The sequence below is a fragment of the Paenibacillus sp. FSL R7-0302 genome (genome assembly GCF_038006885.1).
Taxonomy (GTDB): domain Bacteria; phylum Bacillota; class Bacilli; order Paenibacillales; family Paenibacillaceae; genus Paenibacillus_AQ.
The window spans coordinates 490,722-509,210 of record NZ_JBBOWB010000001.1; the positions used below are offsets into that span (position 1 = coordinate 490,722).

Sequence of the window (18,489 nt, forward strand, 5' to 3'; positions counted from 1 at the left end):
TTTTCTCATTATAAACTTCTCCCGTAGGGTGAGCAACCGCCAGAAACGGCAGGTCTTCCGGGACAAATCGCTTACCTGCGCCCGGTTTACGACTTGAGGGCAGAAGAATAGTGGAGTATACTGATTGAAAGAGCCGATGAAAATGATATACATCATACTCATTATTTTCTCAAGCAAGGCATTGACTTCATTACGTACAGCCTGAAGGCTGCTTGATTCCAATACAGTGATCCCTAAGGAGGTTGTAATTATGATTAACATTAGTGAGACAGCGGCAGGCCAAATTAAGGCTATGCTTGCAGAGCAGGAAGTGCCGGATATGTTTCTCCGTTTGGGCGTAACCGCAGGGGGCTGCAGCGGATTCTCGTACGCTATGGGCTTCGATGACACCGAGACTGAGCAGGACATCTACATGGACGTTGCAGGTCTGAAGGTGGTCGTCAGCAAAGACGATATCCGTTACCTCAACGGCCTGGAGATCGACTTCGAGGAATCCGGCATGACCGGCGGCTTCACCATCAACAACCCCAACGCCAGCGCCACCTGTGGCTGCGGCTCCTCGTTCCGCACGAAGGAAGAGGCGGGGAATCCGGCGGCTGAGCCTTGCTAAGCTTGTGAATGCTGAATTATTGATAAAGTAAGCTTGGGTTGCGGATTTCGAAACCTCTTAATTGTGTATGGTGCAAACTGTACTTAATTAGGAGGTTTTTTTATGTTGACTTAAACCATTATATGTTAAAATATGGTGATGAAATAATTAATGGAGCTATGAGGAGGGTAAAAATGATACGAATGCCATTTGAACGCCCAACAGAGCATTATGATGAACGAATTATGGATATCGATAAAGAAATTTGCTCTTTGATCAAGAAGAGAAAGGAGGTCTCGGATAATAATCCAGGATTTCCTCCGTTGGAGTATATTTCTAAATGGTCAGAGGAACTTGGGCTTTATGAAGGATTCTTGATGTCGTTATTTGGAAGTATGATGAATGAAGAACAATATAAACCAATGATTGAACCAGCCGGATTTAGACAACACATTGCAATACTGAAGTCAGTCGTGAAAGGGGAGCGTTTTTATACTCTAACGTCCTTACGACAATACAGTAATGCAAGTGTGCTAGCACTGAATATAGATTGGGACAATGAGCCGAAAATGGACTCCAATTCTCATCAGCATAGCCATTACGAACTATATATTAATGACCAATATGACTGCCGAATGATTAATGGTGGAAGCGGATCGGATCATGCATCATATAAATATGTAGTCTCTCCGCCATTACCTGATGAGATTTCAGGAATTCAATTTAGGTTCAAAGAATATAGCTACCCGTTCAACAAGAGTGAGACAGGTGATGAGATAGTATTTGAACTTTAGTAAGGTGAATAGCCCTCCACACCTATTAGGTGTTGGAGGGTTATTTATTTGTCCAATTCGTGTCGATTATTAATTCCCCTATAAAACATACTTGACTAGTGGGATTAATAGGATTATAGTATGAAAAAAGCTTGATTGCACAGAGAGATTTTCAACTGATACTTTCATTTTATCTTGAATCTCTCTCATCATTAATAATTGTATACAATTATACAGTTGACCGGGCGACCCGCAAATGAGTGGCGAGGAGCAATGAAATCTATGGAAATGCGTTCACGAAGATTGTCGAAGGATAATACGTACTATGCACTTAAGCAAAAAATAATAGATAGCGAGCTGGAGCCGGATCAGGCGGTTAACGAAGAGAGCCTGGCGGCACTTCTCGGAGTCAGCCGGACTCCGCTACGGGAAGCAATTCAGCGGCTGGAGAATGAGGATTTCCTGGTACGCCAGCCCAACGGCAGGCTGCGGATAGCCCCTTTAACGATTAAGGAGGTCGAAGAGATCTTCCAGATCCGCAGCATGCTTGAAGGCCATATCGCCAGAAGCGCTGCCAGAAACGCTACGATCAAGGATATTCAGCGGTTAACGCTGATTCTGGAGAAGCTGAAGCAATCCTTCCAGATGGGGGATCAGCAGGATGTTGTATCCTATGGCTTCGAATTCCATGATTACTTGTGGGAGATCAGCGCGCTGAAGACTTTTGAGAAGGTGCTGAACCAGCTAAGAGACCGTTCCCTCCGGTATTGCCGTTATGTCTCTCTGCACGGGGACTGGAATACGCAGGCGGATGAGGAGCATCTTGTGATTCTGCAGAAGATTGTAGCCAGGGATGAAGAGGGGGCGGAGCGGGCGATGCGGGAGCATATCTTGAGCAGCCTCGCGACTGCACTGGAGCGGATAAGAGGAATTGAACATACGTAATGAAGGGGGAAGAGCAGTCCTATGAGACCACAGCATGAGACGGAAGAAGCACTGGCAGCCCGGCTGACCGAAGTGCGGAGGAACTTGCACCGTGAACCTGAGCTTAGCAATGAAGAGTTCAGAACGACAGAGAAGCTACGCGGGTGGCTGAGTGAAGCGGGGATACGGGTGCTGGACCTTCCTCTGAAGACCGGACTGATCGCAGAGGTAGGACAAGGTGACGGCAGCATAGTAGCGATCCGTTGCGATATCGATGCCCTGCCGATTGAGGAGCAGACGGGCCTGCCGTTCGCATCAGAGATTCCGGGAGCGATGCATGCCTGCGGCCATGACTTCCACACCGCTGTGATCCTGGGCGCGGCCAGCCTGCTGAAGCAGCGTGAGCATGAACTGCCGGGCAAGGTCAGAATCCTGTTCCAGCCGGCTGAAGAGACGGGGCACGGCGCGGAGGATGTACTGGCATCCGGCGGACTAAGCGGGGTGGAGGCTATCTTCGGATTACATAATTCACCGGACCTGCCTAATGGGGCGTTCGGTACCAGAACGGGAGCTTTAACGGCTGGGGTGGACCGCTTTGAGATTACGGTGCAAGGGGTCGGCGCTCACGCTGCTACACCGGAGAAAGGGGTAGACACCATTGTTACCGCTGCGCAGATCATTACGATGCTGCAAACCGTAGTCAGCCGCCTGAATAACACGCAGGAGCCGGTCGTGCTCAGTGTGACCCGGATCAACGGGGGCTTCACCTGGAATGTGCTGCCGGAGAAGGTGGAGCTGGAAGGTACAGTACGTACGTATAACGAAGAGATCCGCAGCAGCATCCCGGCCCAAATGACGCGGATCATCGAAGGGATTGCAGCCGCAGCCGGAGCAGAGGCGAAGCTGCACTGGTATCCCGGCCCGCCCGCTACGGTTAATCACGGAGCATGGACAGACTACACCAAAGAGGTCGCGGCACAATCAGGCTATGAGGTACACGATATTCCGCCGCAGATGGGCGGAGAGGATTTCGCCTACTATTTGCAGCAGATCCCGGGTGCTTTTGTGAACATCGGAACCGGCCCGAACCATGCGCTGCATCATCCCCGCTTCGATGTCGATGAGGCGGCCATCCTGCCGGCAGCCAAGTATTTCGCTCTGCTGGCAGAGGGGGCACTGGCGAAGCTGAAGCAGCAGGCTTGAATCCTGAATCCTAAATTTACCAGATGATTGAGGGGAACAACTATGATTGAACTACGGAATGTGTACAAGACGTTCACCCGCAAAGAGGTGAAGATTGAAGCGCTGAAGGGGATCAGCCTGAAGGTGGAGAAGGGCGATATCTTCGGAGTCATCGGCTACAGCGGAGCCGGAAAAAGCACATTAATCCGCCTGGTCAATTACCTGGAACGGCCGTCTGAGGGCCAGGTGCTGGTGGACGGGTACGATCTGGGCGCGTACAGCGACAAAGAGCTGCGGGCAGCCAAGAAAAACATCGGCATGATTTTTCAGCATTTTAACCTGCTGGAGTCCAAAAAGGTGTTCGACAATGTGGCGATTCCACTCATCCTGCTGAAAAAGAGCAAGGCGGAAATCCGCAAGCGGGTGGAGGAGCTGCTCGAATTCGTCGGGCTAAGCGACAAGGCTGGAAGCTATCCGAGCGAGCTGTCAGGCGGACAGAAGCAGCGGGTCGGGATTGCCCGGGCGCTGGCCTCGAACCCTTCAATACTATTGTGCGATGAAGCTACTTCCGCTCTGGACCCGCAGACGACACAGTCCATCCTGCAGCTGCTCAAGCGGATCAACGCGGAATACAACATCACAGTGATGATCATCACGCATGAGATGTCGGTGATTCAGGAGATCTGCAACAAGGTAGCCGTAATGGAAGAGGGACGGATTATCGAGCAGGGCAGCGTGCTGGATGTGTTCGGAGCACCGAAGCATCTGACAACGCAGAATTTCGTCAAGACGGTCATTCAGAACAGCATGACTACAAGCGTCCGCAGAACTCTGAAGACTGAGCAGGGGAGCCGGGTGTATAAGCTGAATTTTGCCGGGGAGAGCGCTTCTGAGCCTGTGCTGTACGAGATTATCCGTACCTACGGGGTCAAGGTCAACATTCTGTTTGCGAATACGACAGAGATTCAAGAGACGACGCTCGGTACGATTATCGTTCAACTGCAAGGTGATCCGGCACAGATGGAAGCGGCCTTGAATTACATGAAGCAGCATGAGGTCCGCATAGAGGAGGTGAAGTCCTATGTTCTCGACATCGATCACAAGTGAGCAATTCCTGAAGGCGATTATTGAAACGATTCAGATGGTGGGGGTATCGCTGTTCATCGGCTCGCTGCTGGGTATTCCGCTGGGCATCCTGCTGGTCATTACCCGTCCGGGCGGCGTGCTGGAGAGCAAGTGGCTGTATACCTTACTGAATCCCTTAATTAATGTCATTCGTTCGGTTCCGTTTATCATTCTGCTATTTGCCATTATTCCGCTAACAAGAGCAATTGTTCATACGTCGATTGGAACCAGTGCCGCAATTGTTCCGCTGATTATCTATATCGCACCCTATATTGCACGGCTGGTGGAGAATTCGCTGCTGGAGGTGAATCCGGGCATTCTCGAAGCTGCTGAAGCAATGGGAGCTACGCCGTTACAAGTCATATGGTACTTCCTGCTGCCGGAAGCGGTGGGCTCGTTAATTCTCTCCCTGACCACAGCGACGATCGGGCTGATCGGGGCTACGGCAATGGCCGGGGCAGTAGGCGGCGGAGGGGTCGGAGACTTGGCAATCGTGTACGGCTATCAGCGTTTTGACGAGGTGGTCATGTTTGCGACGGTCATTATTCTGATCATTCTGGTGCAGGGGATTCAGTCCCTGGGCAACACATTGGCGCGCAAGATTCGCCGTTACTAGAGATTACGAGACAAAGGGGATAGGCAGATGAGTGTATGGAGCAAGCAGGAGCGTTTTCAGGCGATCTTATCCGGGGAACTTGCGGACCGTCCGCTGGTCAGCGGATGGCGCCACTTTATTGACAAGGAGCAGAACGCTGAGGACTTAGCGTCGTCTACGATTTCTTTTACGGAGAAATATGATTGGGACTGGGTGAAAATCAACCCGAGAGCGACCTATCTGGCGGAAGCCTGGGGAAATGAGTATAACTTCGCAGATTACCGGACGGTGTTTCCGAGACAGCTGACTACGGCCGTTCCGGCAGCCGCGAATCTCTGGGATCTTGAGGTGAAAAAAGCCGCACAAACCCCTTCGCTGCTGGAGCATCTGGAGGCTGTAAGGAAGATCCGCCAGGGCTTGCCCGATACGCCGCTGATTCAGACGGTATTCTCACCGCTCACGGTATTGCTGTTCATCGTAGGACGTTCTGCTTATGTTACGGAGACCGTATTCGGGATCGAGCAGCCGGTGACGCTGGATTCGCTCTTCAAGGAACACCGTGCCGCCGCGCATCATGCCCTGCATGCGATTGCCTTAACCCTGGCCGATTATGTGCAGGAGCTGCGGCAGGCGGGATCAGATGGTCTGTTCTACGCGGTGACAGGCACAGCCCACCCCGGATTATTCGATGAAGCGATGTTCGATGAGCTGTCCAGACCCTATGATTCTATCGTTCTGGAGGCGGCGGGCTATGGCAAGAATATTTTACATACCTGCGGTGCTCATGCCCAGCCTGCGAAATTCAATGATTACCGGATTGACGGGATCAGCTGGGATACGGTAGCCGAAGGCAATCCCGGGCTGGACGCCGATCTCAAGGCTACGAAGGTGGGCGGAGTGGATCACGGGCTGTTTGCCGGAAATGATCTGGAGCAGATTGAACAGCAGGCCAAGGAAGCCTTGGCCAAGATGAAGGGTCAGCCGTTTATTCTGTCGCCCAACTGCGCCATTCCGCTGACGGTTACAGACGAGGCATTAGTGCATTTTAAAAACACAGTATTAGGATAGGGGATGAGAGTGATGAGAAAATTACTGGCGGTTCTACTGATTAGTTCGATGGCGGTGCTGGCGGCTTGCGGTAACAATAAGGAAGCGGCAAGCTCCGGGGACAAAAAGGAAATCACAGTCGGATTCGGCGTAGGCACGTATGAGGAGCAGTTCCGGCAATCCATTCTCCCAATCCTGGAAGGAAAAGGGTATACTGTAGATATCAAAACCTTCTCACAGAATATGCAGGTCAACCCGGCCATGAAGGAAGGCTCGATTGACGCGAGCATCTTCCAGAGTACGGCCTATATGGATGCAATCAATAAGGAAATTGGTGCCGATATGGTGGGGATTGCCTATGTTCCGGGCGCTCCGCAGGGGCTGTATTCCGTTAATCACACGACGCTTGACGATGTGAAGGACGGCACTACCGTCGCGATTCCGAACGACCCGGTGAATCAGGAGCGTGCGCTGCGGATTCTGGAGGAGCTGGGTTGGGTCAAGATCAAAGAGGGCGCCGGGGTAGCGGACTTCAATGTGAACAGCGTGGAGCCGGACAAGTTCAAGATTGACCTGAAGGTGCTGGACCCGGCGCAGATTCTGGTCTCGCTGCAGGATGTTGACTATGGTGTGGTGAACGGGAATTATATCGCTAACGCTCCCGACCGCAAGATTACAGATGCGCTGAAGATTGAGAATACGCCTATGCAGCATAGAATCATCGTATCGGTGAACAAGAAGGACCAGGATACCCAGTGGGCCAAGGACCTGAAGGCTGCCTATGAATCCAAGGAGTTCGAAGAATACATCCTGGGACAGGAGAAATATGCCGGGTTCATTCTGCCGGAGGCCTGGGCCAATAACTAACCTAATCAGGGAGTGAGTGGAAGTGTCAAAAGGCAAGATTCATTTCATTGGCGGCGGGCAGATGGCGGAAGCGATCATCCGGGCCTGCCTGGCAGGCGGTACGCTGGCAGCCGGACAGATCAGTGTAGCGGATATTCATGAAGGACGGCTTCAGCTATTAAAAAGCAAATATAACGTAGACACGGAGAGTACGCAGCAAGAAGCTCTCTCCGGCGCAGAACTGATCGTCATCGCTGTCCGTCCACAGGATGATCTGGCTGCACTTGGAGCACAGGTTCGCGAGTATGCTGCACCGTCTGCGGTTATTGTATCCATTGTGGCGGGAGTAACAATAGCCCAGCTCGGAGATTATTTCGGAGCAGAACGTCCGATTGTCCGGGTGATCCCGAATACCTTGACCGATACCGGTTACGGATACAGCGGTGTAGCTCTGAATGCTGCCGCTTCTCTGGAGCAGGTGGAAGTATTCCTGCTGGGCTTCGGCAAGGTGCAGGTTCTGGAGGAATCCTATATTGATATCTTCACAGGCTTCGGGGTAGCCGGACCGAACTATATCTATTATTTCATTGAGTCGTTCACGGATGCCGGAGTTCTTGCCGGACTGCCGCGGGAGCAAGCCTGGAAGGTGGCGCTGGAGAATATGCTGGGAGCGGTGGCTATGCTGCAGCAGACCGGACTGCACCCAAGACAACTGCTGGACATCAACAACTCGCCTGGCGGCGTCGGTATGCACGGCTTGTATGAGCTGAACAACAGTGATTTCGCTGCCGGATTGCAGCGGAGTGTACTGGCTGCGGTGAAGCGGACCACGGAGCTGGGAGTGAAGAAGTAATGGCCGTACTGAAATGGGATCATCTTGTACATTATGTGAATGATCTGGACCAGCCGGTTCAGCTCTTCGCGGAGCATGGACTAACAGCCTTCCGGGGAGGATCGCATAAGGATTGGGGAACGTATAACGCCTTGAGTTATTTTGGACTCACCTACCTGGAGTTCCTCGGGATCGAGAACCTGGAGCTGGCGCGTTCGACCAAGCATAACGTGGTTGTGCGGGATGCCGTTACCGTTCTGCCGGAGCACGAAGTCTTGAGCAGAGTGGTGCTGCGCACGGATGATATTGAAGCTGTTGAGGCAACGCTGAGGAAAGCGGGTTTGTTATTGTCGCCGGTCATTGACGGCCGCCGTCTGGATGATCAGGGCCGGTTGATCGAGTGGCGGATGATGACCATTGACGGTGACTTCCAGGGACTGCCCTATCCGTTCATTATTCAGTGGAACGAGAGGGATGAGCAGCGGCTGGCTAGTCTGAACAGTGCGGGAATCAACCGTCCTCACCCTGCAGGCCAGGTGGAGGTCGTCAGTGCAGGCTTCCGGGTCAGCGATCCGGCCGCTGCCGCTAGCCACTGGAGTGAACTGTTTGGTCTTCCGGTGAGCGCACCTGCGGATGGTTCGGATGGCAGCTACAGCCTTAAGGCAGGAGATCAGACGTTTGAGTTCGTGCAAGGCGAAGAGAACCGGCTCAGCCGGATTGTGTTCCGGACGGATTCACCCCAGCTGAAGGGACAGACCCTGACTGTCGGTGAAGGCGAGTACGTGTTTGAATAAATGCTGGAGAAGCATATGGGACAGGCTGGTTGCCGCAATTAGCGGTGGCAGGCCTGTTCTTTTTGTGGTAGAGTTTTACACTAATATGGGAATCTGAAGGAGGCCGCAGACATATGGAGTTTGAGACCAAACGTCTGATCATCAGGGAATTCATCGAGGATGATATGGTGCAGGTACATGAATATGCGTCCGATCCCGTAGTAGTGACGCATTCAATCTGGGGGCCCAATTCACTGGAGGATACCCGCGAATATATCCGCCATACGCTGGAATTGCAGCAGGAGGAGCCGCGCCGGGGATTTGAATATGCGGTAGTTCTGAAGGAGAACGGGCTGCTGATCGGCGGCTGCGGCCTGCATATTACCGGAACAGGACAGGGAGAGATCGGCTATTGCTACAACAGGCTGTACTGGGGACAGGGATATGCAACTGAGGCTGCCGCTGTACTGCTGGACTTGGGCTTTCATAAGCTGGAGCTTCACCGGATCTATGCGACCTGCCGCCCGGGGAATATCGGTTCCGCCCGCGTGATGCAGAAGCTCGGCATGACATACGAAGGGCATCTTAGAGGACATATGTATCATAAAGAGAAGTGGATGGACTCCTATCAATATTCGATTCTGGAGGATGAGTATAAGGGGCTGCACCGTTGACAGCGGCGCAGTATATTGCATTCATTGTTTTTCGCTAATGGCGACTAATGCGACCGGAAATCTTCAACTCTAATTGCATTTTATACAATAGATTTCACTTTAGTTCACACTAAAATGCAATCTGCTGTATTTGATACATTTGATTTCTGGATTTTTGTTTGGGAATGCCTAATTACTGAAATTCTACTGTACAAAGTGCAATAGATTGTCTTTTTGGGTGAATTTCAGAGGTATCTATTGTAGGAAATACAACAGAACCAAAAACAGAAAAAATCCAGCAAAAAAAGGGGGGAAATAGCCATGAAATGGCAGCACTGCCCCCGCACACAGCAAAAAGCACCTGCCTTAAACGGCCAGGTGCTCTTTGCTGTTCTTTAAGCGGCGGTTACAGCGGCATCCCCGCTATCTCATTAATCCTCGCCGCTTCTTCCGGATCAGCGGCGATCAGCTTCTGGTAGACCGCCTGATCCTGGGCGCTCTGCATCCGCTGCTGAACTGCCAGCAACCACCGCGCAAGCTCGCGGTTAACAGGGCTGCTGTAGTCCTCACTAAGGCCTTGCTTCAGTGTGGCTTCTGCGGCCTGTATATCCTGGGACATATACTGGAGCTTACCAGTATTCAGCAGCAGTTCCGGTGTTACTGTGACTCCCTGCTGCTGTGCTTCCCGGTCTGCAATAGCGTAAGTATAAGCATCCAAGCCGGTTTTGAAATACCGCTGCTTGTTAAGGGTCTCCTGGTCCCTGATCTCCAGCTTCCCCTCAGCCGCAGCTTCCTGCGAACGTTTCAGGGCTGCGGCTCCCAGCTCCTGGGACCGGGCAATCACTCCGCTGTACCAGGCGGTCGTCCACAGGCTTCCGCTGTCCGTCAGATCCTCGTAACCGCCCGCAAAGCCCTGCTTCAGTGCAGCGGCTGCGTCCTCCTGGTCTCCAGACAGGTGCTGTACTCTCGCAATGCTCAGACCTATCGTAGGTGTAACGAAGAATTCACGGCCCTGAAGCTGCTCGGGAGGGAGGCTTTTCAAATGGGCAATGCCGTCCGTTACATGTCTGTAGGCGGAGAGTGCGGAAGCGAAATACGTCTGTTGTCCGGCTTCATCCTGCTTGGAGTAAGCCTGCTGTCCAAGGAGGGAAGCCCGGCTGATCAGTCCGGCATACCAGTTGATATCCCACATGAACTTATCCGCGTTGTCCAGGTAGACCTGATAGGCTTCGGCGCTCTGGCCCTTCAGATCATAGTAGCTGGCGAGCTGGGTCAGCAGCTCTTTGTTGGACGGCTCATCCTTCAGCGCACGGGTCAATACCGCATAGGCCTCGTCTAGGAACTGCTCGTCCTTGGTCTGCTCATACACCTTCTGATCCAGCAGGTACAGGTACACAGCGGATTCCGGGTGGTATGGGCGGATGTTGAGTGCTTTTACGAAAGGGGCCTTGATCTCCTCATAGGACTGGCTCACTTGGATCAGCTTCTTGGCGCTACTAGCTTCAGAGCTGGAACGAATGTAACTCAGAGACAGGAAGAGCAAATAGCCCGTGCCAATGCCCAGTATTGTGAAATACCCCGCTCTGATCCACAGCTTGTTCCACTGAAGACGGAGCGGCTTGCTCTCCATGGCCACGGCCATTCCCCCCAGAGCGAGGAATACGAGCATACCCATGAAGGCAAAACTGAGGTTGAAGTCCAGCAGGCTGTGAACGAGAATGGACAAGGCGATAATGAGATAGAAGAATCCGTTGCTATAGTCATCGGTCTCCCGTTTCAGGTACTCCCTGCTGAATTTGTAGAAGATAAACAGGATGAAGCCCATGAACACCAGGAAGCCTACAATGCCTACTTCAATCAGATATTGCAGAAAAAAGTTATGCACCTGGCGGCTCAGATAAGGGTTGTTCTGATAATGCTCATAGAGTGTGGCCCAGCCGCCTCCGCCCGTGCCAAGTACCGGATAATCCTTGACGACCTTCATGGCATCTTCGTAAAAGGTAAACCGTTCCAGGACACTGTGCTGCCTGAAATTGATATTCTCCAGCCGTGTTCCGATATTCGCCGGGAGGATATTGCGAGCGCTGGTGCCGATGAACAGGAAGGCGATGATCGCAACGCCAGCCACCGAAACGGCAGGAATCCATAATCCGCTCATGCGGCGGGCTTCCAGTCCGCCGAGCTTGCGGTTCAGATAAGGTGCCAGGTAACGCTGAACCACCAGACAGAGCACGCCTGCACAGGCAGATGCTCCCAGCAGATAGCCCCAGCCTTTAAGGGCAGCAGACGAATTGAACTCCGTATTCAGCTCCAGGCCCAGTCTCGTGACCGGGCTGGTAATCAGCAGAGAGAATAGGCCGGCAATCGCAAGATGGACAATCCACAGAATCTGCTGCACAGGCTTCAGGAAGAGCAGCAGGAGGATGAAGACCACCGGCAGCAGCACGAGTCCGCCACGGGATAAGGTAAGCAGCAGCGAGACGATGATAGGCACCAGCATGAAGCCGTGCAGCAGCTGCCCGGTCCGCTTCCGGGAGCGGATCAGCGCGAAGACGGCCACGAACAGAAACGCCATCAGGAAGGCTGCATATGTATTGGCATACTGGAAAATGGAGGTCAGGCGGAGCCCGTTCGAGTCGGTCATTACCGCTTCGCTATACCTGCCGCTATAGACAGTCTTCGAGAACCAGCCCACCAGACTGCCAGCCAGCTTCCAGCTTCCGAGCCAGTTGAGCAGTCCAAAGCCTACGATCAGGTAAGCGAGGGTAAGCACACCATGCTGGACGGCGGAATTTAGCCGCTTGTGCCGGAGCAGAAGGATGCTGATGATGAAGACTGCGGCATAGGTGAACTGGGTGAACAGCATGTTCATCGCCATATACCGGGAAGCAGCGCCGAATAGCGACAGCGCATAGGTTAAGGGAAGCAGGAGGGCCGCTACGGTAAGCAGATCACGCTGTCCCTCCAGCCGGAAGGATCTGAAATACAGGACGGCAGCGGCCAGCAGGAGCAGGCAGCTTAATAAGGCGGCAACATAAATGGGCTTCTCGAAATCCGCCGTCATTCCGTTGAACAATCCGATCTGAAAAGCGGCCCAGCCAAAAAACAGCAGGAACGCAGCGCAAAGCATCCAAGCTGCCCCTGAAAGCTTGTCCGTAGCTTTGACAGAAGCCGCCTGTTTTCCGTACACAGGTTTCGACACGATAGAATCTCCTTTTTCAAAATAGTAGCTCTTCCAATTTATTGCACATACATATTACGGATATAAAGTGAAAAAGTTGTTGTCTGAACGGAAATTTCAAAGATTGGAGTGTCTTGCAGGAGAGGGAGGGAGCGAAAAAGTGGGGAATAGGCCGGAACCTGCTCAGCGAATGAAGCCGTCTGTCCGCACAGGCCAGCCTGGCGCAGTTTTCATAGAATAATGTAACGGGGCGAATCTATGAATCGTGTAAGAATGACGCTTAAGAGTTCCGCCCGAAGGCAGCAATGACGGCAGAGGAACGCGCAATCCGCTTCCTGGGCCACTGCTGCCGGGAACATGCTTCAGGCGGGGATAATAAATTTCAGGTTAATCATGAACACGATCAGGGCGGAGGCCCCCAGGGAAAAGGCGATGCAGCCGGCACCGAGCACTCTGCGTCGGTCCTTGATGAATTTGAAGCCAAGCGCACAGACGAGTATTGTCGTTCCTGCCAGTACAACAGACATGCCGATCATCGCAAACCAATACAGGATTTCAAAAAACTCAGCCATTAGGAAACCCTCCCTTTCAGGCAATAATACAACGAATTTTAAAGGTTTTCCAGTCAAATGTACCAGGGACATAAGGCCCCGCAGCCATATGCCCTTTTTTGCTCTGGCCAGCTATACCACGGACAATCATACAGGAGGGCAAGGCCTTTTGTGAGTAATCTATAGGGTAGGCTGGGAATGCGAAAGGAGAGGGCAAATAATGGCGGGGAGAGAACTGGCAAGCAAGCTGCTGAAGACGGCGGCGCTGCTTAGCGATTCACGGGTTGCCGGTTACATTCCGAGAACGCGGGAATATAGTGCTGCCGGATTGTCCGCGATGCTTGGAAGATACGGCAATGTTGTCATCAAGCCGGTTGTAGGCGGAGGAGGATATGGTGTCATCAAGGTGTTCCGGGATCATAGGGGGTACGGCTTCACGTATATGAAGAGCACACGTATCTATGGAGACTTCACTTCTATGCGCCAGGCACTGGACAGATTCAAGGTGAAACGGAAATATTTGATCCAGCAGGGCATTTCCCTTGCACGGATCTCCGGGCGTCCGATTGATTACCGGGTCAAAGTAGTGAAGAACGGCGAGCACTGGGAGTTCCGATCTATGGTAGGGAGAGTAGCCCGGCCGGGATTGTTCGTTACGAATCTCTGCAAAGGAGGAACGATGCTCAGCTGCCGCCAGGGACTGCGAAGATCATTGCCAAGAGTGGGGACCTCATCCAAAAAAGCGGAGATGCGCAGGCTGACCTTAGTCTGTACCGAGCTGCTGGAGCGGCATTTTCCGGGGATCGGTGAACTGGGCTTCGACTATGCTGTAGATCATCGGGGAAAGATATGGATTCTGGAAGTAAATACAAGACCAAAATGATTAATAAAATTTTTATATTTGACGATAAATACAGTAATAGGCTAATATTGCGTTTAGTTGTTTAGATTTTGAGGTAATACAACAAGAAATATCCCAGCCAATTATGAACATTCTAAAAAAGTTTTTGTGTGGAGATGTCAGGTTTCAGCCCTGTGTATAACTGTTATCCCCATAGTCCACTGTGCAATTGCTGACATTATAACCCTTACTCACATATTATACACAGGATTTCCACAGCAGCTTGTGGATAATGAGAACGCTTGTTCGAATAATGATAGTTTGCTATGATAGATTCAGATCCAAATAAAGGAAAGGTAGGTGAACGTTATGGTTGAATTGTCGGATGAGATGCTGCTAGACTCTTATCACAGAGCGATAGAGCTGCATTTGGAGCATGATTTCATCGCCCTGCTTCTCGCTGAAATTCGCAAACGGAACTTACACTCTCCAGACCATGCGGTTCTTCATTAAAGATCAGAGCACATCCTGCAGCATTGGACTTCATTAACCGCAAGCATCAAGGAATAGGGTATCTTTTCAAGTTGAGGTGGAATCAACCTGAAAGGATACCCTTTTATTATGGCTATAAGGTTATAGACAACCTAGAGCTTAAGATTACTGCTGTGTCCCGGAGACAGCTTCGCATCCGGATCAATATACACCTTGGCGTTATTGACTGCTGTCGGCGCTTCTCCGAATCCTACAGCGATCAGCTTCAGCTTGCCCGGATAAGTCGTGATATCGCCAGCGGCGAAGATTCCCGGAATGCTGGTCTCCATGCGGGAGTCAACTACAATGGAGTTGCCCTCAATGCCGATTCCCCACTCGGCAATCGGGCCCAGAGAGGAGACAAAGCCGAAATTGACAATAACGCTGTCTACTTCGATTTCTTGAGTTTCCTTGGTCTTGATATGGGACAAGGTGACCTTGGTAATGAATTCTTCACCGTGAAGCTCAGTGATCTCGGACGGCGTAATCACATTTACCTTAGAGGCCATCAGATTCTCTACACTATGCTCATGCGCACGGAATTTATCGCGGCGGTGAATCAGGGTTACCTGTTCAGCGATTGGCTCCAGCATCAGCGCCCAGTCCACAGCGGAATCGCCGCCGCCGCTGATCAGCACCTTTTTATCCTTATAAGCATTCAGATCATTTACGAAATAATGCAGGTTGGCTTTCTCGAAGCGCTGTGCATCAGGTACCTCAAGACGCCGCGGCTCAAATGCGCCTACGCCTGCCGTGATGATAATGGCTTTGCTGTGATATTCAGCCTTGTCAGTGGTGACGGTGAAATGACGCTCGCCCTGCTTCACAACCGATACGACCTTCTCCTCCAGACGGATATCGGACTGGAACAGCTCCATCTGCCGGGACAGGTTATCCACCAGCTCCTGTGCGGTAATTTTGGGGAAGCCGGCGACATCGTAAATATATTTCTCAGGATACAGAGCAGCAAGCTGCCCTCCGAGTTGGGGCATACTCTCAATAAGGGTTACTGAAGCCTGGCGCATACCGCCGTAAAAAGCGGCAAACATACCGGCTGGACCTCCGCCTATAATCAGCAGATCGCTCATAGGAACGGTTTGCTCTAATGTCACGTAATATTACACCTCCGAGTTGATAGTTTCAATTTGCCATACAAGCGTACCTACTCATTATAAACATAGTCTCACCTGCCTGCAAAGGCTTTGATTTCAATGAAAAATGTGACATTTTGTTGTATGATTATATTTGATTAAAACGATACTAAGGTTTACAATGGATATGGTTATTTTAGAAATCCTTTAAGTTTTATTGGAAATTCTTCTGAATTTAAGTGTATAAATTCACAAAAGAAACCTGATTTTTTTACAAAAAATAACACATAGACAGATTCACCTGTTGGAAGGAGCCGGAACATGAGCAGTATTCCCAAAATCGTTATTCTAGGCGCGGGGTATGGAGGGATTTTGACCGCCCAGCGGCTGCAGAAAGCTTTGAACTATAATGAAGCCGATGTAACCCTGGTTAACCGCCATGAATATCACTATTTCACGACCCATCTGCATATGCCTGCAGCGGGCACGGACAGCATCGAGCATACACGCGTGTCTATCTCCAAATTAATCGATGAGTTCAAGATCGATCTTGTCAAATCCTCGGTGCAGGAGATTCGCACCCAGCAGAAGAAGGTTATTCTGGAGGACGGAACGCTCTCGTATGATTACCTCGTGATTGCCCTTGGCGGTGAGCCTGAAACGTTCGGGATTCCGGGACTCGACAAATATGCGCTGACCATCCGCAGCATCAACTCTGTGCGGCTGATCCGGGAGCATATCCAGTACCAGTTCGCCAAATACAAGAATGAGAATAATGCACAGGAGCATATCAACTTCGTCATTGGCGGTGCGGGCTTCAGCGGGATTGAATTTGTAGCGGAGCTGGCTGACCGGATCCCTGCACTATGCAAAGAATTTGATGTCGATCCAAGTATGGTCAACATCTATAATATAGAAGCTGCGCCTACGGCTCTGCCGGGGTTCGCGCCTGAGCTGGTTGAGCATGCCATGACCGTACTCACCAAGAAGGGTGTAACCTTCAAGATGGGCGTAGCGATCAAGGAATGCCTGCCTGGCGGCGTGATTCTGGCCACGGGTGAAGAGATCAAGGCTTCCACAATTGTATGGACCGGCGGTATCCGCGGGAACCGTCTGATCGAGGCTGCCGGCTTCGAAGCGATGCGCGGACGGGTGAAGGTAGACGAATATCTGCGGGCTCCGGGACATGAGAACATCTTCATCATTGGTGACGGCTCCCTCATGATTAATCCGGAAGGGCGTCCTTACCCGCCGACGGCACAGATTGCCATGCAGCAGGGAGAATGCTGTGCGCATAATCTGGTAGCGGCCATCCGCAGCCAGCAGCCGAAGAAATTCGCCTTCAGCAACAAGGGGACCGTAGCTTCGCTGGGTAAAGGCCAGGGAATTGCCGTAGTCGGCGATAAGACATACAAAGGCTGGACAGCGGCGCAGCTGAAGAAGGTTGTCGATATGCGTTACCTGCTCATCATCGGCGGCATCCCGCTCGTCCTCAAGAAGGGAAGATTCCTCTAAGATGCGCCACTGCAGCGTGCAAGTACGCGGACTGCTGACGCGCGAGGAGCTGGACCGCTATAATGCTCTGATTGAGGTAGGCTCTTATCTGGAGGATCAGACGCGGTATGATCTGGCCTACAATATCCAGAAGGAAATCGATATTCTCATTCTTCCGGCCATCGAACGCCTGAAGGATAAGGGCCGCGCGCGTGACCGGGCGACGGCTGAATATCTGGAGAGTCTGCGTGACGGGGATGAGGACGAAGAGGACGATAAGGAACCTTCGGCATAAGTGATTTTAAGCTGTAGATATTTATTTATTAAATCCACTTGTGGTATAGTGGAGGTAGAAAAGACGTACAATGCAAAGAGAGCCGTGCTTGCAACACGGCTCTCGGGTGCAATAGCCGCTTTTAAGGGCGGTAGGCCTCGGACAAATAGGATACGACAAATAGACCGCATACCTTTGCTAGAGGGGGGCGGTCTATTTGCGTTTATGCTGTTACAGCTTCAGCATCTCCTCGAACGATTCTTCGTTCAGCAGGTTGCCGACATAGAAGGGGCCGAACTCGCCGTAGCGGGCGCTGACTTCATCGAAGCGCATCTCGTAGACGAGCTTCTTGAACTGCAGGGCATCCTCGGCGAACAGAGTTACGCCCCACTCCCAGTCATCGAAGCCAACGGAGCCGGTGATGATCTGCTTCACCTTGCCGGCATAGCCGCGTCCGATCAGGCCGTGCGAATACATCAGCTCCCGGCGTTTCTCCATATCCAGCATGTACCAGTTGTCGGCAAGCTCACGCTTCTTGTTCATCGGGTAGAAGCAGATATGCTTCATTTGCGGCAGTACAGGCTTCAGCCGGGCAGCCACATGCGGGTTCTGCATCGGGTCGCTGCCGTCTCCGGCGCTTCCTCCTGCGGCGTAGTTGCTGAGCTCAACAATGCTCACATAGGAATAGGCCTTCGTTGTATATTGGGCAAAGGCGATTTTGTTAAAAGCGGTCTCCAGCGCATTCAGCGCCTCCAGACTCTCTCTCAGAAACATCATCACGAAATCAGCCTTCTGGCCCACGATGGAATAGACCGCAGAGCTGCCCTCCTTCGCTTCCTCGACAGGTCCCCACTCCTGCATGAAGGCATGCAGCTCCTCCAGGGCCACTGCCCGTTCCTCGTCATCGGCTGCCGTCCAGGCTGTCCAGTTCAGCGAGCGGAAGTCATGCAGCGCATACCAGCCTTCCAGTGTCAAAGCGGCTTCGTTCAAGTTGTTCACTCCTTATAGGTTATCGGTGGAATATCCTCGCGTAAAATCTTCTTTGTCCGCATACCTTAAATATGTATGAACATAGGTCGGGTGCTATTTGCATTGTAGCGCAGCGGGCGGCAGAGAGCAAACGCCGAGGCCCCCATTCATGCGAATTCCGGTATGTAGCACGATAATGTTCATTGCTTCGCTACATT

19 protein-coding genes are annotated in these 18,489 nt (G+C 51.9%); 15 read left to right on the forward strand and 4 right to left on the reverse strand.

What is annotated here, in order from left to right; all coding sequences use genetic code 11:
• Positions 1–250: 250 nt before the first annotated feature.
• The 11 genes from MKY96_RS02190 to MKY96_RS02240 all read left to right on the forward strand — a co-directional run bounded on the left by MKY96_RS02190 (position 251) and on the right by MKY96_RS02240 (position 9,360).
• On the forward strand, positions 251–610 hold the full coding sequence (locus MKY96_RS02190) for a HesB/IscA family protein (protein ID WP_076081607.1): 360 nt from the start codon (positions 251–253) through the stop codon (positions 608–610).
• A gap of 182 nt (positions 611–792) precedes the next feature.
• Positions 793–1,383 carry a hypothetical protein gene (locus MKY96_RS02195; RefSeq protein WP_340938304.1) on the forward strand — a complete coding sequence of 197 codons (591 nt, stop codon included), beginning with the start codon at positions 793–795 and terminating at the stop codon, positions 1,381–1,383.
• A gap of 261 nt (positions 1,384–1,644) precedes the next feature.
• A complete protein-coding gene (locus tag MKY96_RS02200; protein ID WP_340938305.1) occupies positions 1,645–2,307 on the forward strand; it encodes a GntR family transcriptional regulator in 663 nt (220 codons plus the stop codon).
• 21 nt (positions 2,308–2,328) lie between these two features.
• Entirely contained in the window at positions 2,329–3,489 is a 1,161-nt protein-coding gene (locus tag MKY96_RS02205) for an amidohydrolase (RefSeq protein ID WP_340938306.1), read from the forward strand.
• Between the two features lie 42 nt (positions 3,490–3,531).
• On the forward strand, positions 3,532–4,575 hold the full coding sequence (locus MKY96_RS02210; RefSeq protein WP_340938308.1) for a methionine ABC transporter ATP-binding protein: 1,044 nt from the start codon (positions 3,532–3,534) through the stop codon (positions 4,573–4,575).
• The gene (locus MKY96_RS02215; RefSeq protein WP_076081622.1) at positions 4,550–5,209 is read left to right on the forward strand and encodes a methionine ABC transporter permease; all 660 of its coding nucleotides are present in this window, start codon (positions 4,550–4,552) and stop codon (positions 5,207–5,209) included. The genes MKY96_RS02210 and MKY96_RS02215 overlap by 26 nt, the downstream gene beginning before the upstream one ends.
• Before the next feature lie 27 nt (positions 5,210–5,236).
• The gene (locus MKY96_RS02220; RefSeq protein ID WP_340938311.1) at positions 5,237–6,256 is read left to right on the forward strand and encodes a uroporphyrinogen decarboxylase family protein; all 1,020 of its coding nucleotides are present in this window, start codon (positions 5,237–5,239) and stop codon (positions 6,254–6,256) included.
• 12 nt (positions 6,257–6,268) lie between these two features.
• Positions 6,269–7,102: a MetQ/NlpA family ABC transporter substrate-binding protein gene (locus MKY96_RS02225; RefSeq protein WP_036721985.1), complete on the forward strand. Its 834-nt coding sequence runs from the start codon at positions 6,269–6,271 to the stop codon at positions 7,100–7,102.
• A gap of 22 nt (positions 7,103–7,124) precedes the next feature.
• Positions 7,125–7,934, forward strand: a complete 810-nt coding sequence (gene proC / locus MKY96_RS02230) for a pyrroline-5-carboxylate reductase (protein ID WP_340938313.1) — start codon at positions 7,125–7,127, stop codon at positions 7,932–7,934.
• Positions 7,934–8,707: a VOC family protein gene (locus tag MKY96_RS02235; RefSeq protein ID WP_340938314.1), complete on the forward strand. Its 774-nt coding sequence runs from the start codon at positions 7,934–7,936 to the stop codon at positions 8,705–8,707. Before proC ends, MKY96_RS02235 begins: the two co-directional genes overlap by 1 nt.
• 113 nt (positions 8,708–8,820) lie before the next feature.
• Positions 8,821–9,360 (forward strand): GNAT family N-acetyltransferase, encoded by a 540-nt coding sequence (locus MKY96_RS02240; RefSeq protein ID WP_340938315.1) that lies wholly within the window; start codon positions 8,821–8,823, stop codon positions 9,358–9,360.
• Positions 9,361–9,745: 385 nt separating this feature from the next.
• Here MKY96_RS02240 and MKY96_RS02245 read toward each other — a convergent pair whose 3' ends face one another.
• Both MKY96_RS02245 and MKY96_RS02250 read right to left on the reverse strand, forming a co-directional pair.
• On the reverse strand, positions 9,746–12,541 hold the full coding sequence (locus MKY96_RS02245; RefSeq protein WP_340938318.1) for an O-antigen ligase family protein: 2,796 nt from the start codon (positions 12,539–12,541) through the stop codon (positions 9,746–9,748).
• 341 nt (positions 12,542–12,882) lie between these two features.
• Entirely contained in the window at positions 12,883–13,092 is a 210-nt protein-coding gene (locus MKY96_RS02250; protein WP_036701644.1) for a hypothetical protein, read from the reverse strand.
• A 199-nt stretch (positions 13,093–13,291) separates the two neighbouring features.
• On the opposite strand from MKY96_RS02250, the gene MKY96_RS02255 reads away from it, so the two are divergent.
• Complete coding sequence (locus MKY96_RS02255; protein ID WP_340938320.1) at positions 13,292–13,954, forward strand: YheC/YheD family protein; 663 nt, start codon at positions 13,292–13,294, stop codon at positions 13,952–13,954.
• 327 nt (positions 13,955–14,281) lie between these two features.
• Complete coding sequence (locus MKY96_RS02260) at positions 14,282–14,425, forward strand: sporulation histidine kinase inhibitor Sda (RefSeq protein WP_036721967.1); 144 nt, start codon at positions 14,282–14,284, stop codon at positions 14,423–14,425.
• A gap of 131 nt (positions 14,426–14,556) precedes the next feature.
• Here MKY96_RS02260 and MKY96_RS02265 read toward each other — a convergent pair whose 3' ends face one another.
• Positions 14,557–15,531 carry an NAD(P)/FAD-dependent oxidoreductase gene (locus tag MKY96_RS02265; protein ID WP_340944420.1) on the reverse strand — a complete coding sequence of 325 codons (975 nt, stop codon included), beginning with the start codon at positions 15,529–15,531 and terminating at the stop codon, positions 14,557–14,559.
• Between the two features lie 324 nt (positions 15,532–15,855).
• Between MKY96_RS02265 and MKY96_RS02270 the strand changes: the two genes are divergently transcribed.
• The gene (locus MKY96_RS02270; protein ID WP_173131751.1) at positions 15,856–17,049 is read left to right on the forward strand and encodes an NAD(P)/FAD-dependent oxidoreductase; all 1,194 of its coding nucleotides are present in this window, start codon (positions 15,856–15,858) and stop codon (positions 17,047–17,049) included.
• 1 nt (position 17,050) lies between these two features.
• Positions 17,051–17,323 (forward strand): hypothetical protein, encoded by a 273-nt coding sequence (locus MKY96_RS02275; protein WP_340938325.1) that lies wholly within the window; start codon positions 17,051–17,053, stop codon positions 17,321–17,323.
• 210 nt (positions 17,324–17,533) lie between these two features.
• Here MKY96_RS02275 and hemQ read toward each other — a convergent pair whose 3' ends face one another.
• Positions 17,534–18,292, reverse strand: a complete 759-nt coding sequence (gene hemQ, locus MKY96_RS02280) for a hydrogen peroxide-dependent heme synthase (RefSeq protein WP_340938327.1) — start codon at positions 18,290–18,292, stop codon at positions 17,534–17,536.
• Between the last annotated feature and the right edge of the window lie 197 nt (positions 18,293–18,489).